Annotated in this window: 15 protein-coding genes and 1 pseudogene; 9 read left to right on the top strand and 7 right to left on the bottom strand. The window is 35.4% G+C overall.

Annotation, left to right across the window (positions count from 1 at the left end; genetic code table 11):
• Position 1 precedes the first annotated feature (1 nt).
• A complete protein-coding gene (locus AC4BBR_RS09775; RefSeq protein WP_490459385.1) occupies positions 2-637 on the top strand; it encodes a V-type ATP synthase subunit D in 636 nt (211 codons plus the stop codon).
• Between the two features lie 47 nt (positions 638-684).
• Here the strand turns inward: AC4BBR_RS09775 and AC4BBR_RS09770 are convergent, their stop codons facing one another.
• Positions 685-1,641 (bottom strand): serine hydrolase, encoded by a 957-nt coding sequence (locus AC4BBR_RS09770; RefSeq protein WP_490459384.1) that lies wholly within the window; start codon positions 1,639-1,641, stop codon positions 685-687.
• A gap of 194 nt (positions 1,642-1,835) precedes the next feature.
• Between AC4BBR_RS09770 and AC4BBR_RS09765 the strand changes: the two are divergent.
• A pseudogene (locus tag AC4BBR_RS09765) lies at positions 1,836-2,499 on the top strand (ABC transporter ATP-binding protein).
• Between the two features lie 33 nt (positions 2,500-2,532).
• Here the strand turns inward: AC4BBR_RS09765 and AC4BBR_RS09760 are convergent.
• The 3 genes from AC4BBR_RS09760 to ccpN all read right to left on the bottom strand — a co-directional run bounded on the left by AC4BBR_RS09760 (position 2,533) and on the right by ccpN (position 5,940).
• Positions 2,533-4,413: a fructose-1,6-bisphosphatase gene (locus AC4BBR_RS09760; protein ID WP_490459383.1), complete on the bottom strand. Its 1,881-nt coding sequence runs from the start codon at positions 4,411-4,413 to the stop codon at positions 2,533-2,535.
• 11 nt (positions 4,414-4,424) lie between these two features.
• Positions 4,425-5,240, bottom strand: a complete 816-nt coding sequence (locus tag AC4BBR_RS09755) for a pyruvate, water dikinase regulatory protein (RefSeq protein ID WP_490459382.1) — start codon at positions 5,238-5,240, stop codon at positions 4,425-4,427.
• A gap of 64 nt (positions 5,241-5,304) precedes the next feature.
• Positions 5,305-5,940, bottom strand: coding sequence for a transcriptional regulator CcpN (ccpN, locus tag AC4BBR_RS09750; protein ID WP_490459381.1), 636 nt, complete (start codon positions 5,938-5,940; stop codon positions 5,305-5,307).
• Positions 5,941-6,114: 174 nt separating this feature from the next.
• Between ccpN and ppdK the strand changes: the two genes are divergently transcribed.
• The 3 genes from ppdK (at position 6,115) to lysA (ending at position 11,363) form a co-directional block, all read left to right on the top strand.
• Positions 6,115-8,724 (top strand): pyruvate, phosphate dikinase, encoded by a 2,610-nt coding sequence (gene ppdK, locus AC4BBR_RS09745; RefSeq protein ID WP_490459380.1) that lies wholly within the window; start codon positions 6,115-6,117, stop codon positions 8,722-8,724.
• Positions 8,725-8,860: 136 nt separating this feature from the next.
• Complete coding sequence (locus tag AC4BBR_RS09740) at positions 8,861-9,967, top strand: serine hydrolase domain-containing protein (RefSeq protein ID WP_490459379.1); 1,107 nt, start codon at positions 8,861-8,863, stop codon at positions 9,965-9,967.
• A gap of 91 nt (positions 9,968-10,058) precedes the next feature.
• Positions 10,059-11,363: a diaminopimelate decarboxylase gene (gene lysA, locus AC4BBR_RS09735; RefSeq protein WP_490459378.1), complete on the top strand. Its 1,305-nt coding sequence runs from the start codon at positions 10,059-10,061 to the stop codon at positions 11,361-11,363.
• Between the two features lie 602 nt (positions 11,364-11,965).
• On the opposite strand, the gene AC4BBR_RS09730 is transcribed toward lysA, so the two are convergent.
• Positions 11,966-12,217, bottom strand: a complete 252-nt coding sequence (locus tag AC4BBR_RS09730; protein WP_490459377.1) for a DUF3781 domain-containing protein — start codon at positions 12,215-12,217, stop codon at positions 11,966-11,968.
• Between the two features lie 335 nt (positions 12,218-12,552).
• Here AC4BBR_RS09730 and AC4BBR_RS09725 point away from each other — a divergent pair, with 335 nt between their 5' ends.
• A complete protein-coding gene (locus AC4BBR_RS09725) occupies positions 12,553-12,834 on the top strand; it encodes a hypothetical protein (protein WP_490459376.1) in 282 nt (93 codons plus the stop codon).
• Positions 12,835-13,228: 394 nt separating this feature from the next.
• Here the strand turns inward: AC4BBR_RS09725 and AC4BBR_RS09720 are convergent, their stop codons facing one another.
• Positions 13,229-13,570, bottom strand: coding sequence for a metal-sulfur cluster assembly factor (locus tag AC4BBR_RS09720; RefSeq protein WP_490459375.1), 342 nt, complete (start codon positions 13,568-13,570; stop codon positions 13,229-13,231).
• A 186-nt stretch (positions 13,571-13,756) separates the two neighbouring features.
• Positions 13,757-14,323, bottom strand: a complete 567-nt coding sequence (locus tag AC4BBR_RS09715) for a helix-turn-helix domain-containing protein (RefSeq protein ID WP_490459374.1) — start codon at positions 14,321-14,323, stop codon at positions 13,757-13,759.
• A 286-nt stretch (positions 14,324-14,609) separates the two neighbouring features.
• On the opposite strand from AC4BBR_RS09715, the gene AC4BBR_RS09710 reads away from it, so the two are divergent.
• The 3 genes from AC4BBR_RS09710 to AC4BBR_RS09700 are packed head-to-tail and all read left to right on the top strand — an operon-like array spanning position 14,610 to position 18,765.
• Positions 14,610-15,674, top strand: a complete 1,065-nt coding sequence (locus AC4BBR_RS09710; protein ID WP_490459373.1) for a dipeptide epimerase — start codon at positions 14,610-14,612, stop codon at positions 15,672-15,674.
• 16 nt (positions 15,675-15,690) lie between these two features.
• Positions 15,691-17,061: a transglutaminase-like domain-containing protein gene (locus tag AC4BBR_RS09705; protein ID WP_490459372.1), complete on the top strand. Its 1,371-nt coding sequence runs from the start codon at positions 15,691-15,693 to the stop codon at positions 17,059-17,061.
• Between the two features lie 33 nt (positions 17,062-17,094).
• Entirely contained in the window at positions 17,095-18,765 is a 1,671-nt protein-coding gene (locus AC4BBR_RS09700; protein ID WP_490459371.1) for a peptide ABC transporter substrate-binding protein, read from the top strand.
• Positions 18,766-18,830: the final 65 nt, after the last annotated feature.

Below are 18,830 nucleotides of genomic sequence, written 5' to 3'. Positions count from 1 at the left end.
TATGGCACGGTTAAATGTGAATCCTACTCGAATGGAACTCTCTCGTTTAAAGAAACAACTTGGAACGGCAAGTCGTGGTCATAAATTATTAAAAGACAAACAAGATGAACTGATGCGTCGCTTTATTTTACTTGTTAAAAAGAATAATCAACTGCGGATTGATGTAGAACAAGAAGTAACAGGGGCATTATCTAACTTTGTATTAGCGAATGCAACACTGAATGAAGCGTTTATCGAAGAATTGGTAGCTGTTCCTGCAGATAACGTCACACTGGATGTTATTGAAAAAAATATTATGAGTGTGACAGTTCCAATCATGAATTTCCATTATGATGAAACAATAACAGATGCACCGCTAAATTACGGTTATCTAAATTCAAATGCAGAATTGGATAGTGTTTTTGACAAAATTACGAGTATTTTACCAAAGCTATTGGAGTTAGCAGAAGTTGAAAAGACTTGTCAATTGATGGCAGAAGAAATCGAGAAAACACGTCGTCGTGTGAATGCCTTAGAATATATGACGATTCCTCAATTAGAAGAAACGATTTATTATATTCAGATGAAATTAGAAGAGAACGAACGAAGTGAAATCACTCGTTTAATCAAGATTAAAAATATGGGCAATAATACTTGAGAAATATAAAAATAGAGAAAAGATACCGTTCATTCGATATCTTTTCTCTATTTTTTTGGATAGTCATTGCTTTGTATAGCCCATAATTGATCGGTAATAGATGAAATAAATGAAATCCCTGCATCCGTTTGCCCATTCGTAAATACAGTCAAAATAAAAGGATGCTCCGTTTCTAAAATCCCAATATCATGCAAGAAGCCCGCATAAGAACCAATCTTATGTGCAACTTTCCCTGATGTGGTCGGCGTATCCATTCGTTCATGGAAAACGGTATTTTTCATATAATCATAAATCGTCTGATATTCTTGATTTGATGATTTTTCTTCGTATAAAATGTTAAGGATTTTTGCAGCATCCTCAGAAGTAAGCTTTGCATCGTCCCAATCTGTTTCTTTCTGTAAAAAATGAGCATAAAGAGCTTTTTTTGCTTCGACATCTCCGCCAAATGTATCATACAACATATTTTTGGCGATATTATCTGAATACGTAATGTTATATTCCTGTAGCGTTCTTAACGAGTAACTTGGTTGAATATCATTAATAATAATTCCCGTACCATCTTCATAATCCTCTTTTTCATTAAACGTAAGTTGATCATCCCATTTTAATCTGCCAGCCTGAACTTTATCTGCAATCATCATAGCTAAAGGCACCTTGATCGTGCTAGCACTATAGAATTCTTTCGTTCCATTAACTGAGATCTGTTTCCCAGTTGTCAAATCAACATATGTCATCCCGACATCACCGTTGAAGCTTTTTGCAGTATTTGTCATTGTTTGTTGGATTTTATCATAAAAAGCGGTCAATTCTGGGTGTTCTTTCTTTTTAGGTTCGGGATTTTTATCTACAGGTACGGATGCAGTTTTTAGTGGATCGGTAATTTTTTCACTTGTTTCAGTTTCGTTTGCGTAATCTACTGTATGGGTAGAAAAAAAGAACGAAACAATTAAAAAGAAACAAATAGAGAAAATCATCCCATATAGAGTCATTTTCTTTTTTTCCAAATACTTTTCGTTCCTTTCAAAAATTTAGAATTGTAGTGATTCTATTAAAATAGAATTATAGGGAATGTAAAGCCTAAAAAAATACGACCACAACTATTTAAGCATTTTTTCTATAGATTTGCAAGGTAGGTTACAGTGGAATTTTAAGACTACAGTCTCAAAAAATATGAACCACATAGAAAAGAGGAAATGCGATGTTACAAACACAAGAAGTAGGGTATTGGTATAAAAATGAACAGGAATTTCTTTATAAGAATGTTAATTTGGAATTTCAACGTGGAAAAATGTATGCTATTTTAGGAGCAAGCGGCTCTGGCAAGACGATCTTTCTTTCGTTGATTTGATTGCAGGACTAGGGTGCCTAAAGAAGGGGCTATTCTTTATAATGGTGATGCGCTCACTAAAATCGGTCTTAGAAATTACCGAAAAAACGATGTATCGATTATTTTTCAAGCGTATAATTTATTGCCTTCTATGTCAGCGTTAGATAATGTTTTAACTGCAATGACGATTTCCAACTCAAAACAAGCTGATAAACGAGCAGATGCGTTGGGAAATTTAGCAAATGTAGGGATCGATGAAACACTGGCTAAGAAGAATGTAACTCAGTTATCAGGAGGGCAACAGCAGCGTGTAGCGATCGTTAGAGCACTTTGTTGCGATCATGAACTGATTGTAGCAGATGAACCAACAGGGAATTTAGATGAAAAGACATCAAAAGATATTGTGCAATTATTTCAAAAAGTAGCACATGAGCAGCAAAAATGTATTATCATCGTAACACACGAACAGGAAGTGGCGAAAGCTTGCGATGAAGTCTACGAATTAAAAAATCAAGCATTCGAGTTGATTAAGTAAAAAAAGAACGAAGGCGCAAGAAATCAGTGCGTCTTAGTTCTCATTTTTTAATTGTTGTTTTAGCTTTCTAGTCTCACTAATCAAAGAGGCACCAATCGTTGTATCTTTTACTTTTAACCGTTTCACCTGACGATCAACGATTTTCCGTGTAGAGAAAATATCATCATTTTTTTCTATTGCCGTTTTTTTATCCGAAAAAGGTTTATGAGCAGCTAGTTGCATGCCGAAAGAATTATATAAAAGCGTATAACCACCAATTCCAGTCACATTTTGATAGGATCGAGAAAAACCGCCGTCTATAACAATCATTTTACCATCCGCTTTGATGGGTGATTCTCCTTTGATCTGTTTCACTGGGGTATGTCCATTGATAATATGTGCATCTGTCTCATTAAGAGAAAAGGCACTCAAAATGCGTTGACAGATTTCGGAGCTGTTTCTCAGTTCATAATAGGGATTTTTTTCTTCTACATGGGTTTCTTTTTCCTCGATAAAATAGCGTTCAAATGTCTTCATTGCTTTTTTTCCAAAGAGAGATGAGCATTCACCGCACCATAGATACCAAACAATATCGGTTGAAAAATCTTCGGTTTGCCGAGGTTGTGTAAATGCTTGCTTGATCATTGTTTCGAAAAAATCTAGTAAGCTTTTACCAGCATATTTTTTTCTATTAAATATTACAGATTGAAAAGAACCATCTTCATTCAGTGGAATACAGCCATGAATCAACAAATTATGATTATATGAAAGGTAAAGTGATCCTTTTTCTATAAGAAAAGCCATATGTTGGTTCAACTTTTGAGCCTGTTGAAATTGCTGTAGCAGATCATTTATGATAGTCTCTTCTTCCTGGGTCAATGGATAAGGATCTGACCAATCAATTGTTTGAAAGCATGAATTGATCAAGTTATAGGATTGACCATTGATCATAAGCTGGTTATCTTTAATTTTATCCAAAAGCAATCGGTGATCCATTTGAAATTCTGGACGGCGTTTGATCAGTTGCCCTTCAAGTTTTTCTTGGATGATGGCCATTGCTTGTTGGATCTTCATTGCATCGATTACTTCTGTTACCCCAAGTTCCCTATAGGGATTCTTCTTAGGGATAAAATGACTATTTTCCTGATACGTTTTGCGACTATATGATTTTAATAAATTTAAATTAATTCCATAAGCATCCTCCAAAAGGTCAAGATTACCGTAACGGGCACAAATTCGCAGGACGTTGGCCAAACAAGCTTTTGATCCACTCACGGCACCGAGCCAGATAATATCATGATTTCCCCATTGAATATCAAGTGAATGGTAACGGATCAAAGCATCCATAATTTTATCAGGATGAGGTCCGCGATCGTAAATGTCTCCAATTACATGAAGATGATCGATCACAAATCGCTGAATCAAATAAGCTAAATCTGCTATAAAACGCTTTGCTTCACCAAGCTCAATGATCTTTTGAATGATTTGTTTATAGTACGCTTTTTTATCGGTCGTTTCATCATATTGATAAATCAATTCCTCTAAAATATAGGCATACGTTTCAGGCAACGCTTTGCGAACTTTAGATCGAGTATATTTACTTGATGAAAAACGGACAATAACCAAGAGATGTTCGATCGTTTCAGACCACCATTTTTCAGGGAGTGACTGTTGAAATGCCAGAGATTGAATTTTTTCTTCAGGATAATAAATCAAAAAACACATTTCATCGATTTGGTGAGTAGAAAGTTCTTGATTGAAAAGTGTATAGACCTTGTCACGAATACTGCCCGAACCGTTTCTTAAAATGTGGTTGAACGCCTCAAATTCCCCATGAAGGTCACTGATAAAATGCTCCGTTCCTTTAGGTAAATTTAAAATGGCCTCTAAATTTATAATTTCGGCAATCAGTTCATTGGAATGAAACTCACTCACAATAGGACTCCTTACTGTTCGTTTTGAGCCAAATCTTCGATGATCGTTGTTGTTTCTTCGATCGATTTTTGATCAACATTAATCACTAAGGCATTGTATTTCTCAAAAACACTAGTAGCATAATCTAGTTCTTCTTGAATTCGATCAGCATTTGTGTAGGCAGAATTTTCTTTTAAGCCTAATGAATGTAAACGAGATTTACGGATGCCCATCAAGCTGTCAATACTAGTTGTTAGACCAATGATTTTTTTCGGATCAATTTGGTCTAATTCAGCGGGTAGAGGAACTTCAGGAATCAACGGCAGATTAGCAACTTTGTGATTTCGGTTAGCCATATACATACTTAACGGCGTTTTAGAAGTACGTGAAACGCCTAATAATACATAATCAGCTTCTAAGAATCCTTTTGAATCTTTTCCATCATCATATCGGACTGCAAATTCAATCGCTGAAACACGGCTAAAATATTGCTCATTCAATTTGTGGATGGCTCCAGGCTCTTGCAGCGGTTGAATGCCAAAAGTCCCTTCAACGATTTCACTTAGCGGACTCATGTAATCGACGAATTGTAATCCAGTTCGATTGGCAAAGTCTTTGACTAAATTTACGAGCTTTTTGTTGACTAATGTCATAACAATAATCGCTTTGTCATGTAAAGCATCTCTTAAAATCGGTTGTAATACTTCTTCATCTGTAATAAACGGAAAACGTTGAATATCACTCATATCAATACTTGGGTACTGAGCAGAGACTGCGGAAATGATTTTTTGTGCAGTTTCTCCAACTGAATCTGACACTAAATAAATGTTGATTTTATCTTTTTGCATGAATACACTCTCCTAATTTTTAAGGTTCGATTTTTATTATATTTAATTTTATTATCTCTACTTATCAATAGTTCTCTTTTTCAATGTCATTACCAGCATTAATAAAGTAAGACATTATTCTGGTCTTTGTCACTTTTCCAATCACTTTTTTCGGCGCATCTATTTCAACAACAGGTAAGGTATCTATATTATGCTGCATCAAAAGGCCACCCGCTTCTAAAATTGTACGGTCGCGAGTAATTGTAATGATGTTAGGCATGCGACTCATAATCATGGCAACAGGGGTCTTTTCGGTATTGGGATTACTAATAGCAGCTCGGAGTAAATCTTTGCGAGATAAGACACCATTCAATTCATCATTGTCATCTTTAACATATAAAGAGCCGACATCGTACATAAACAAATTTGTCACGGCATCATATACTGTTGTACTTTGATGGATCAATATGGGCGGCAGCATAATATCTTCCACCGTTTTTTTATATAACTTTTCATAAAGCAAAGGCTCAATTGTCTGACCTGTATAAAAATAACCAACTTTTGGTCTAGCATCAAGCAAACCAGTCATCGTCAAAATCGCTAAATCACTTCGCAAGGTCGCTCGGCTTAAACCGAGCGTTTTGGCGATATTGTCACCGCTGACCGGTTCGTTTTCCTTAACAATTTTGATGATCTCTAATTGTCTTGAGGTAAGTTTCATTCTATCGACCTACTTTCTTAATATGACACACTAATTATTATATATTTCTTATAAAAATAAAGCAACCATAAAAATAAACCATACTAATTCTTGTTGACAAGGAATGTGATACACAATATAATCGTGTTTATATTAATGTGATACACTATATAAAATGAGAAGGAGCGTTCATTTATGAAATATGTGATTGATTTTTCAGAAGGCGATAAAGAACAAAGAGATTTATTAGGAGGTAAAGGTGCCAATTTAGCTGAAATGACAAAACTGAAACTACCTGTACCAACAGGCTTTACGATCATAACGGAAGCGTGTTTAGATTATTTAGCAAAGAAAGAAAATGTTTCGGCTGAACTTAATTCAGAAATCCGCCAACATATTTTTAGTATGGAAAAAAGAACCCAGAAGAAATTTGGGGACAATATAGACCCATTATTGGTTTCGGTGAGAAGTGGGTCAAAATTTTCAATGCCAGGAATGATGGACACGATTTTAAATCTAGGCCTAAACGATGAGACTGTTCTTGGATTAACTAAAAAAACAGGAGAGGGTCGTTTTGCATTTGATTGCTACAGAAGACTCTTGCAAATGTTTGGTGATGTGGTTTGTGGTATTGATAAAAATCGATTTGAAGAACAGCTTGATTTTTACAAGTCAAAGAAAAGATATCGTTCAGATACAGATATGCAAGTAGAAGATTGGCAAGAATTGGTAGCGGTTTATAAAAATATTTTTTTAGAAGTAACGCATCAAGCATTTCCTCAAGATCCATACGAGCAATTAATGTTGGCTGTAGAAGCTGTTTTTCGTTCATGGAATAATCAGAGAGCAATTACTTATCGTCGTCTGCATGATATATCTGATTCGTTAGGAACAGCAGTTAATATTCAAGAAATGGTTTTTGGTAATTTTGGCGCTGCTAGTGGAACTGGCGTTGCTTTTACTAGAAATCCGGCAACGGGTGAGAAAGGGATTTTTGGTGAATTTTTAATGAATGCACAAGGAGAAGATGTCGTTGCAGGCATACGAACACCTCAGTCAATCAGCACACTTAAAACGTTGATGCCAGAAGTCTATCAAGAGTTTTTAACCTTAAGTCACTTGCTAGAAAGTCACTACAAAGATATGCAGGATATTGAATTTACGATCGAAAACCGCAAATTGTATCTATTGCAAACAAGAAATGGCAAACGAACAGCGAAATCAGCTTTTAAAGTCTGTATTCAGTTAGTTGAAGAGGGAATAATCTCTAAAAAAGAAGCGATTAAACGGATTAATCCAACGATGATTACTCAGTTACTTCATCCTGTTTTCGAACCAAATGAAGTAAAAAAAGCTATAGTTTTTGCTAAAGGTCTGCCAGCAAGCCCTGGAGCTGCTAGTGGAAATATCTATTTTACAGCAGAACAAGCAAAAAAAGCGAGTGAGCAAGGGGAAAAAGTTATTTTGATCCGCCAAGAAACCTCTCCTGAAGATATTGAAGGCATGGTGGTTAGTGAAGCAATCGTAACATCAAGAGGAGGGATGACCTCTCATGCCGCTGTAGTAGCTCGGGGAATGGGTGTTTGTTGTGTTGCAGGTTGTGAAGAGATACATGTGGATGAATTTTTAGAACAAGCAACAGCAGGGGAAGTTACCTTGCATCAAGGAGATACGATTTCGGTTGATGGAACCACAGGAACCATCTATCTTGGTAGTATTCCCTACGTTGCAGGGGATGAATGGCAGTTATTGGAAACCATCACAGACTGGGCAAAAGAAGAGGCCAGCATTGATGTCAAAGCCAATGCAGAAACGCTTGCAGATATTAAAACAGCATTGAAATTAGGTGCCAAAGGAATTGGTTTAGCGAGAACAGAGCATATGTTTTTCGGAGAAGAACGTATAGTTGAAATGCGCAAAATGATTCTTGCAGAGAATAAACAATCACTCTTAACCCCTTTAAATAAACTAAAGGAATTCCAAAAAAATGATTTTCGCGCAATGTTTACGTTACTAAAAGAAAAAGCATGCACTATCCGATTGCTAGATCCGCCTTTTCATGAATTTTTACCACAAACAGAAGAAGAAATAATTCACTTAGCAAATGCAACTCAACGGACAACAGCTGAAATTAGGCATCGTATTGAAGAGCTGCACGAGCAAAACCCCATGCTTGGACATCGTGGGTGTCGTTTAGCTATTACAACGCCTGAAATTTATGAAATGCAGGTAGCGGCTATTATTGAGAGCGCGATAGAAGTTGCTCAAAATGAAGCGACACTAGAAATCGTACCAGAAATCATGATTCCTTTGATTGGTAGTAAAGAAGAGATGGCGTGGTTAAGACAACGTTTAGAACAAACAATCCAAACCATCTTTTCTAAAACTAATCAAGTCATTTCATATAAAATTGGAACAATGTTAGAGATACCTAGAGCCTGCTTAACTGCAGAAAAAATAGCAGAAGTTTCTGACTTTTTCAGTTTCGGAACGAATGATTTAACCCAATTAACATATGGTTTTTCACGTGATGATTCTGGTAAATTCATCGGAGCTTATCAGGATAAGAAATTATTGAAAGAAGACCCGTTTCAACATATTGATGAAGAAGGCGTGGGTACTTTGATGAAAATTGCTATAGATAAAATCAGACACTTTGATCCATCAATTAAAATCGGTGTTTGTGGTGAAGTTGGCGGGGATCCTCAGTCGATTCGTTTTTTGAAAAAAATTGGTATAGATTATATTTCATGTTCCCCTTATAGGATTCCTGCGGCTATATTGACGATTGCACAAGAACAATAGAAATAATAGATGGACGAAAACGACGCTTATAGGGTGTTGTTTTCGTCCATTTATTATTTCTTTTTCTTAGTAGTCTGCTTTTTTTTCAGTAAATGGTATAATTTAATGGAAATGGATCGAGAAAGAAGTGAGCGATATGAATAAGCGATGGAAATGTGTTGTTGCAGGAGGAATGATTCTTTTCCTTGTGATTCTTTTAAGCAGTTGGTTTTTTAACAAAGAAAATGGTCCTTTTATAGAACATTCATCGGAAAAGCAAGAAAGTAACAAAGAGGATAGACATTCAAATTCTGAAAGCAAAAATAATATCGATCAGACGATCAAAGAAGCTCATTTTCAAGGAACTATATTACTTGTTCACCAAGATCAAATTTTTTATCAACAAAGATACGGGTATGCAGATGTACAAAATCAGCGCCCAAATGAAATAGATGGCGTATTCCCAATTGCATCGTTACAAAAAATCATCACAGGCTCGATTATTTTAGAATTAGTGAAAGAAGAAAAACTTAAATTAGAGACTACCTTAGATACTTTTTATCCAGAAATTGATTTAAGTCAGACCATCACGATTCAACAATTGCTCAATCACAATTCAGGTATTTTAATGGCAGAAGAGGAACCAGTCAAGCTTTTGACAAATCAAGAAAGTCAGATAGAGAATATTTTGAACAGCTTGTCTGTGGTAGGAGACAAAGAATTTAATTATACGAATAGTAACTACACATTGCTAGCTGGGATCATCTCTAAACTCACCGGTCAATCCTATGAAAAAGTCATTCAAAAAAGAGTGATCGATAAGTTAGGATTGCGCCAGACTTATTTTTGGGATGATTTACCTAAAGATGAAACAATTCCAAAACCTTATTTTTATCTGGAAGATGATTATCAAGCAGATCCGTTTCCCGCAAATGAAAAGTTATTTTCCAGTTTATTAGGCGCGGGTAATATGTATATGTCGACTGAGGACTTTTGGGTGTTTATTCAAAGTTTAGCTAACGGGCAGCTTTTTGATCAAGCCGAATATGAACAACTTGCAAATGCTAAAGAAGAAGGGTATCAGGCAGGGATGATCTATTTCGATGACTTGAAATACTCTGAAGGCAGCTTAGGTGGCTATGCTACAGTTATTTATGGAGATCAAGATAATCAAAATCTAGTGATTCTTTTTGCAAACCAACCCGCTACTGATGGGATGCAAGCATTAAGTGGAGAATTATATAATCAGTTGCTAAACATATAAATGATCGTTTGTGAAAATAATGAAAAAGAGATAGGAAGTTTTTCATTTTTATGCTATTATTTTTAATAAATCAATTGAAGAAGGTGAAGAGATGCCACTATTATTTGGAACAGCAAAATTTAATGAACAAGAGCATTTAACGATTGGCGGTTGTGATACAGTTCGTTTAGCTGAGAAATATGGAACACCACTATTTGTCTATGATGTTGCCCATATTCGAGAGCGTGCCAGAGGCTTCAAACAAACTTTTAACTCTTTAGGAGTAAAAAATAAGGTGATTTACGCAAGTAAAGCATTTTGCTGCTTAGCGATGTATCAACTTTTAGAAGAAGAAGAGTTAGGTTGTGATGTGGTTTCTGCTGGAGAAATCTACACGGCAATCAAAGGTGGTATGTCACCTGAAAATATCGAATTTCATGGAAATAATAAGACCAAAGAAGAGCTAGCCTACGCAGTTGAGCAAGGTGTGGGAACGATTATTATCGATAATTTTTATGAAATTGACTTATTAAGTGCTATTTTAAAAGAAACTGGGAAAAAGCAAAAGGTCATGTTCCGTATTACACCAGGCGTGGATGCTGAAACGCATGAGTATATTTTAACTGGACAAGTAGATTCTAAATTTGGTTTTGATGTAACGAGTGGGCAAGCGACACAAGCGTTAGAAAAAATTTTGGCTGATGAACGCTTAGTCTTAAAAGGAGCACATTGTCATATTGGGTCACAAATTTTCTCTGCTGAAGGCTTTTTGGCAGCTGTTGAGAAAATGCTGTTGATTTTAAATGAATGGAAAAAAATGTTTGACTATACTGTGGATATTTTGAATATGGGTGGCGGTTTTGGTGTGCAATATACAGAGGCTGATGATCCACTAGAACCTGAGGCATTTGTCAAAGCTATCGTAAACGCAGTAAAAGGACAATGTGAATTGCTAGATTATGCATTTCCAGAAATATGGATCGAACCTGGTCGCAGTATTATCGCTGAAGCTGGAACAACGATCTATACAGTTGGCTCACAAAAAATTATTCCCGATGTACGTCACTATGTATCAGTAGATGGTGGAATGGGTGATAATATCCGCCCAGCTTTGTATGATGCGGATTATGACGGATTTTTGGCAAACAGAATCAGTACAGAAATGCCTAAAGAAATGAGAATTGTCGGTAAATATTGTGAATCTGGGGATATTTTAATTAAAAATATTGAGTTACCGCCGATGGAGCCAGAGGATTTATTTGCTATGACAAGTACAGGTGCATATGGCTATTCAATGGCAAATAACTATAATCGTAATTTAAAACCTGCTGTTGTTTTTGTAGAAGACGGTCAGGATAAATTAGTGATTCGCCGCGAAACGTATGAAGATTTGATTTCATTGGATTGCGAGCAGTAGAAACGAATCAAGTGACTGGGACATAACTCTATGAGTTACAACCCAGTCACCTAAAATCCGAATAAACGGTTGGAGCAGAAGCATCCCCTTCGGAAATAAGCTGAAATTCACAAAAATTTGAAGAGCAATTTTCGTGAATTCCCTCTTGTTTAGCTAGGGTTCCGTAAAACACTATTTTGTAGAAAACATTTTAAATAGAAGAAATTGAGAATTCTACGGCAAAAAATCCTGTAGTGAGCTATGCTTCAGGATTTTTTATTTGAACCAAATAGGTTACCTTGTCTTAGTGTATCCTGTTATATAGAATAATCATCTCTCAAAGGAAGTTCTAATGGCTATTGATGGACAGCGACTTGTAGTATCTATGTCGTCAAAACCAGGAACAGATCCAATCGAACCGTGATTGCCTGGATTTCCATAGTTACCAATATTTCCATAATTTCCATGGTTTCTATATAAACACTAAGTATCTATTATGTTTCCTATACATAGATCAAAATACAAAAATACGACCAGAAAGGGCTTTCAGTTTCAATGGTAGCACCCAAGGATGTTACTAGTTTACTCTGGTAAACACTTAAAATCCTATAGATGTATAATATTCAAATTTTATCAGCAGTAATAACTCTATAAGTATGGGAATTAACAGTTACTCTAACTTTAGCTTTGGCACCCTCGATATAATAATTCTTTCCTATTTTGCTAATAAGACTCGTTTCAGATTCAATGATTTTGTAAACTAATTCTTCAATTTCGTCTTTTGACATATTAGTTTTTAGCTTTTTATTTATTCTTCCGTAGACTAAATCAGTATAACAAATTTGACTCAGTATAGTTTTTCGTAAATTATTCATTTTCGCCCTCCAGTTTCAATGCGATGTTGACATTATTCTACCATACAGCCTTTACAATATAGACAACCGTTTAAGCAATAATACATATAAATATTCACTTTAAAACGCTGATTTAATAAGGTTTCTACCTTGTTAGATTGGTGTTTTCGTTATCTTCTTATTTCGTTCGATATAAACAGTTGAATAACGGAGGTGAAAAGTGGCTTTACTCAATGGAAAAATGGTTTTAAAACACAATAAGGAGATGAAATGAAGAGTGAAACAAAACACACATATTTGCAAGACTTATCCGCAATAAAAGAGTTAAAAAACTAGCTGATTTTGCCACAGTAGCAATGTTAGTTTGCCCTTTAGCAATTGGAGCGGTCAAAGTTCTTGCGGAAAATGTAGAAGAACCACCAGTAACAGAAGAAGTTATCTCAGCGGAAATTGGGAAAGAACAAGAAGAAGATCTCAAACTAGGAGTAATATCAGAAACTAAAAAAGTAGACAGCGAGCCTGTTGCTCCTTACATTATCGATGAGGGCGCAATCAATGATTTTGATTTACCTAGCTTCTATGACCAATTCGGTCCAGTGGATAAAATGAGAATTTGGTACATATTTAAAGTTAATTGAGTTGAAAGAAAGAATAGGAAAGGAGATAATCACAGGTAGGCGAAGTATTAAAAAAGAAAGCGTAAAAAATGAGGATTAGTATTCGTATCTGTAGTGCTTCCAATCAGAAAAGTCATGTTAACCGAGAAAAAGTAATTCAAAACAATTTGTTGTTTAGGGAAGATGCAACATTACAAATATCACCGAATGTTTGTCACGCATTCAAAGAGAAATTTGATAAACAGGCAAAGGGGACATTGAAAAACTAAAGTGATAAGCCGAAATCATTTTAAGCATGTCTCTTGTCATATTTCCTGTCAAAGGGACTAAAAACTGTATAATACATTTAAGCATTTTGCCGTTTTTAGTCCCTTTGATGAAACCTGAGATTACTAATATTATTAATTAGAAAAACTTAACGAATTCCTAAAGCGATTCGTGCATAACGTGACATTTTATCTGTTGTCCAGGCTGGATACCAAACGAGTTTTACCTCTGGATTTTTTACTTCAGGAATTTCTTTTAAAGCTTCATGAATTTGATCAGTAAGAACGTCAGCCAATGGACATCCCATAGTTGTTAAGGTCATTTTGATAACAGTATCGCCATTTTGCGCAAATTCAACATCATAAATTAATCCTAAATTAACAATATCGATTCCAAGTTCAGGGTCAATCACTGTTTCTAGCGCTGTTAAAATTTGTTCTTTGATATCTTCAACCTCTTCAGCAGACCATTCTCGATTTGTTTCAGTCATTGTATCTACTCCTTATTCTTAGTCATCCACTGAGCTTAAACGAATCACATCGTATGAGCAATAATGGTACTCCTATACACATTGTTCTTCCCATATGATACCTTTTTTTAAATACTTTGTAAATGAGAATCTTTTTCAATGAAATGGTTTTGATAGCAGATCTGGTCGACATTAATAAACGATACTCTAAAATTGTAGAGTAAAAATCATCAGCTCATTTTCAGTTGCATTAATAATATTATGTTGGGTAAACGCTTCTAAAAATATCGCATCTCCTTCTTGTAATGTTAAGACCTCATCTGCTAGTTCGATGGTTGCCTCACCTTTTATAATGTAATTAATTTCACAAAGATTGTGAGCCACCTTTTTACCACTAGAAGATGATTGCGCATCAATATAAATTTTTGAGATCACCATATTGTTTGTATGTACGGGTAAATTGAACAAAGTATCATAATAAGTAGAGTTTGTTTGCCAAGGATTATAAATTGTACCGGAAGAGTTGCGAATTACTTTGTAACCATTTTCTGAAGTTTCATCATTTTGTATAACTTTGGGTGCTTCGTTTGCTAAAAGTGAAGCAACAGTAACCCCTAGTGCCTCAGCTATTTTTCTCAGCGCTTCAAGTGAAGGGCGATTTGTACCTCTTTCGATTTGAGATAAGAAGCTAGCGGAGTAGCCAGTCTTTTCACCTAATTCAGTTAAAGTAATTTTTTGTTCTTTTCTTAAATTCTTGATTTTTCTAAATTTCATCTACAGCCGTCCTTTATCTAGATTCCTTTTTTCATTCATATTATCTCGGATTCGTTACAAAATTACAAGTACTTGGCATTTGATTGAAAGAAACACATCGGATACACATTATTGTATTGACATTTACATAGAGTAAATTTAAAATTGTAACAAATAGTTCAAATTTTGTGGTAAAATTTAATTTAAATTAAAAAAATTGTTTATTATTACCACTAGATAGAATTGTTTTTAAGGAGTTAATAATAAAAATGATTGTTGATTTAAATTGAATATTGGGGGAAATGAATTGAAAATAACAAAAATAAATGTAGCATCAAAAGCAGTTAGGCTAAAAGAACCAATCACGATTTCACTTGGAACAATCAAGCATTCAATGAGTGCAATTGTTGAAATTGAAACGGACGAAGGTATCCTTGGCTACGGGGAAGGCTCTCCGGGTATATTGATTACAGGGGAAACTCTAAAAGGTACAACAGAGTGTATCAAATTATTTGAAAAGCAATTAATAGGTGTCGATCCTCTAGACACTGAAAAAATCCATAGCATTATGAATTCTTTGGCAGCGTTTGCACCTTCCGCCAAGACAGCGATTGACATTGCATGTTATGATTTATTTGGAAAAAAAGCAAATCTACCAGTTTACAAACTTTTGGGTGGGTTTGATTCATGTGTTAAAACAGATATGACGATAGGCATCGATCGTCCTGAAATTATGGCAGAAAAAGCCAAATTAGCTGTTTCACAAGGTTTTGATACGTTGAAAATTAAAGTAGGAACAGGTTTCACTTCAGATATTACTCGTATCAAAACAATCCGGGAAGCGATCGGCAGTCAAATAAATTTACGATTAGATGCCAATCAAGGCTGGAAACCTAAAGAAGCTGTAAATACAATCAATCATCTTGCACAATACGATATCGAATTAGTTGAACAGCCAGTTGCTTATCAGGATATTGAAGGATTGACTTTCGTTACAAATAACGTATCGACACTTATTATGTCAGATGAAAGCTGTTTTAATTCAAAAGATGCTCTACGTTTAATTAAAGCACGTGCGGTTGACTTTGTGAATATCAAACTAATGAAATGCGGAGGCATCCACGAAGCACTAAAAATCAATAGTATTTGTGAAGCAGCAGGTGTGGAATGCATGATTGGCTGTATGGTGGAAGAAACGAACATTGGCGTGACTGCAGCAGCACATTTAGCCGCAGCAACTAAAAATATCACTAGAGCAGATTTAGATGCAACATTTGGGCTGAATGAAGTGGCAATCCCTGGCGGTGTAGGATTAGAAGCAACTAGTTTGATTTCTTTATCCGATAAAGCTGGTTTAGGTTTGAGTAAATAAGAAAGGTGAGTGAACTATGTATTACGATTTAAAATTTATGAGTGTACCTTTGCCAGAGGATATCATTAAGTTGAAAAACTATGGGGATTTTGACGGTGCTGAAAAGTTAATTGAACATCTATTATCAAGTGAACTACCTGAATCTTTGAGAAGACGCTTAGAAATTGAACAAGATATTATTCGGATCGTGGGAATCAATGAGTACCCATTTAACTTTAACGAAGCCAATAAAATGATGAAAGAAACATTTAAAGAATATCAAGAGCAAGAATTGACTGCTTTAAAGGAAACTGGAAAAGTAGATTGGCTTTATATTGATGGGAAGATTCATTTTCAACGTCGTTTCTTAATGAATCTGATCAAGACACAAGCTGATTATGAAGCAAGACTGATTTTAAAAGAAGATAACGAAGTAGATCGTTCAAGAAAGCAAGAATTGACTCAAAATGTTCAAAAAATGAAAGAACTTGGAGGTAGGAAAGTAAGAATCCATTTAAAGACCAGTATACAAGTAAAAAAAGAACATGAACGTCCAGGTGAAACAGTCAGAGTCTATTTACCAATACCCAAAGACTGCAAGCAAGTATCAGATATTCAAATTTTAAATACCACGCCAGACGCAACCTTTATAGCACCAGAAGATGAAGCGCAACGTACAGTTTATTTTGAAACGATTTTAGAAGAGGACCAAATTTTTTCAGTGGAATACAGCTATACGAATCAAGTCGATTATATAGAGCTAGATCCAGAAAAAGCATCTGAGTTGCAGCCAGAATTTGAACTAAATGAAGAATTGCCGCACATTCGCTTTACACCTTATTTAGAACAATTACTTGATGAAATCCTATCTAGTGAAACCAATCCAATAAAAAAGGCGCGAAAAATCTATGATTTCATTACAACTAAAGTTAATTATTCCTTTATGCGGGAATATTTTACGATTGAGAATATTTCAGAGTATGCTGCGGTCAATTTAAAAGGGGACTGTGGCGTTCAAGCGATATTGTTCATTACATTATGCCGAATGGCGAACATCCCGGCAAAATGGCAGTCAGGCTTATATGTGTCACAATATTATACTGGTTGTCATGATTGGGCGCAATTCTATGTAGCGCCTTATGGTTGGGTTTTCGCTGACCTATCTTTTGGCGGTGGCGCACGTAGAAATGGCGATTTAGATCGTTGGAATTATTACTTTGGCAATCTAGATATTTTCAGAATGCCTGCAAATAGTGAAATTCAAAGGGATTTCAATCCGCCAAAACATTTTTTACGAGCAGATCCGATCGATAATCAACGTGGGGAATTTGAATATAAAAACCAAGGTCTTCCTTACGCTTATTTAGAAGTGAAACAAGAGTTGGTTTCACTGGAAGAACTTGTGTAATAAATAAAAAAAGAGAAGGAAAAGGTGGAATCTATGAAAAAAGGATTAAAACACAGCATGGCATTGATTACAACAGTGCTATTGCTTTCAGCGTGTGGGGGAAATGGCAACGGCAAATTGGCGGATAGCGCAGACCAAAAAGCAGCAACTGATCAAAAGTCAACAAAAGTATTAAATCTAATGGAAGCATCAGAAGTGGGATCGATGGATACGATTTTCACACAAGATGAGCCTAGTGTGAATGCACAATCTAACGTTTTTGAAGGGCTCTATCAATTAGATGAAAAAGACAACGTTATTCCAGCAGTAGCCAAAGAAATGCCGGAAATTTCTGAGGATGGTAAAACATACAAAATAAAATTAAGAGAAGATGCAAAGTGGTCAAACGGAGACAACGTAACCGCCAATGATTTTGTCTTCGCATGGAAAAAAATGGCAGATCCGAAAAATCAAGCTAATTACTTTTTCTTAATGGATGGCACGATTGAAAACGGGACAGAAATCGTTAATGAAGAAAAATCAGCAGATGAATTAGGGGTTAAAGCTATAGACGACTATACACTCGAAATCAAGATGGCAAAACCAGTAACATATTTCACATCTTTACTTGCATTTTCACCTTTCTTCCCACAAAATGAAAAATTTGTGACAGAAAAAGGGAAAGAATATGGAACGTCTAGTGAAAACATCGTCTCTAACGGTCCTTTTCTAATGGAAAATTGGGATCAATCATCAATGTCATGGGATTTAGTTCAAAATCCAAATTATTATGACACGGATAAAGTAAAATCTGAAAAAATCCATTTTGAAGTATTGAAAGAAACAAATACAGTATTCAACCTTTATGAATCGGGTGAACTAGATGTAGCGATTCTTACAGGGGATTTTGCAAAACAAAATAAAGACAATCCTGACTATGAAGCCATTCAACGTTCAAAAGTCTACTCACTACGAATGAATCAAAAACGAAACGACAAACCATCGATCTTTGCAAACGAAAATGTTCGTAAAGCAGTTGCATATGCGCTTGATAAGAAGAGTTTAGCCGAAAATATCTTAGCTGACGGCTCAAAAGAGATTTATGGTTATATTCCTAAAGACTTTGTTGCTAATCCTGAAACGGGTGAAGATTTCCGAAAAGAAGCCGGTGACTTAGTTAAAACAGACGAAAAATTAGCTAACGAATATTTAGAAAAAGCCAAAAAAGAATTGAACGGTGATGTAACGATTGAATTGCTTTCTAAAGATGGCGATGGCGATAAAAAGGTAGCTGAGTTCATCCAAGGTCAATTAGAAAAAACATTACCTGGTCTAAAAATTAATGTAAAAACAGTTCCTTTAAACAATTCTATTGAACTAATGAAAAAAGGCGACTATGAACTTTCTGTTAGCATGTGGGGGCCAGATTACCAAGACCCAATGACATTCTTAGAAAGTTCAGTTAGTACAAAAAATAAAACAAGCTACCGTAGTGAAAAATATGATCAATTGATCGATGATGCTTCAAACAAATACGCTAATGAACCAGAGAAACGTTGGGAAACATTGATTGCTGCTGAAAAAGTGTTAGTGGAAGAAGATGTTGCTTTGATCCCATTATACCAACAAGCAAGAGGGCAATTAGTTCGTCCTGGCGTTGAAGGAATCGAGTATCATAACTTTGGTGCAACGTGCACATATAAAAATGCTTATATCAAAGAATAAATAAGTGAAGTTTCAAAACTTTAGTAAAAAACTAAAAATCTTCTAGCAGAAACACTTGACCTTAA

The sequence above is a fragment of the Enterococcus sp. AMC1251 genome (assembly GCF_058216535.1).
Note: the sequence above shows the minus strand (reverse complement) of the source record. Positions and strands in the feature narration are given on the sequence as shown.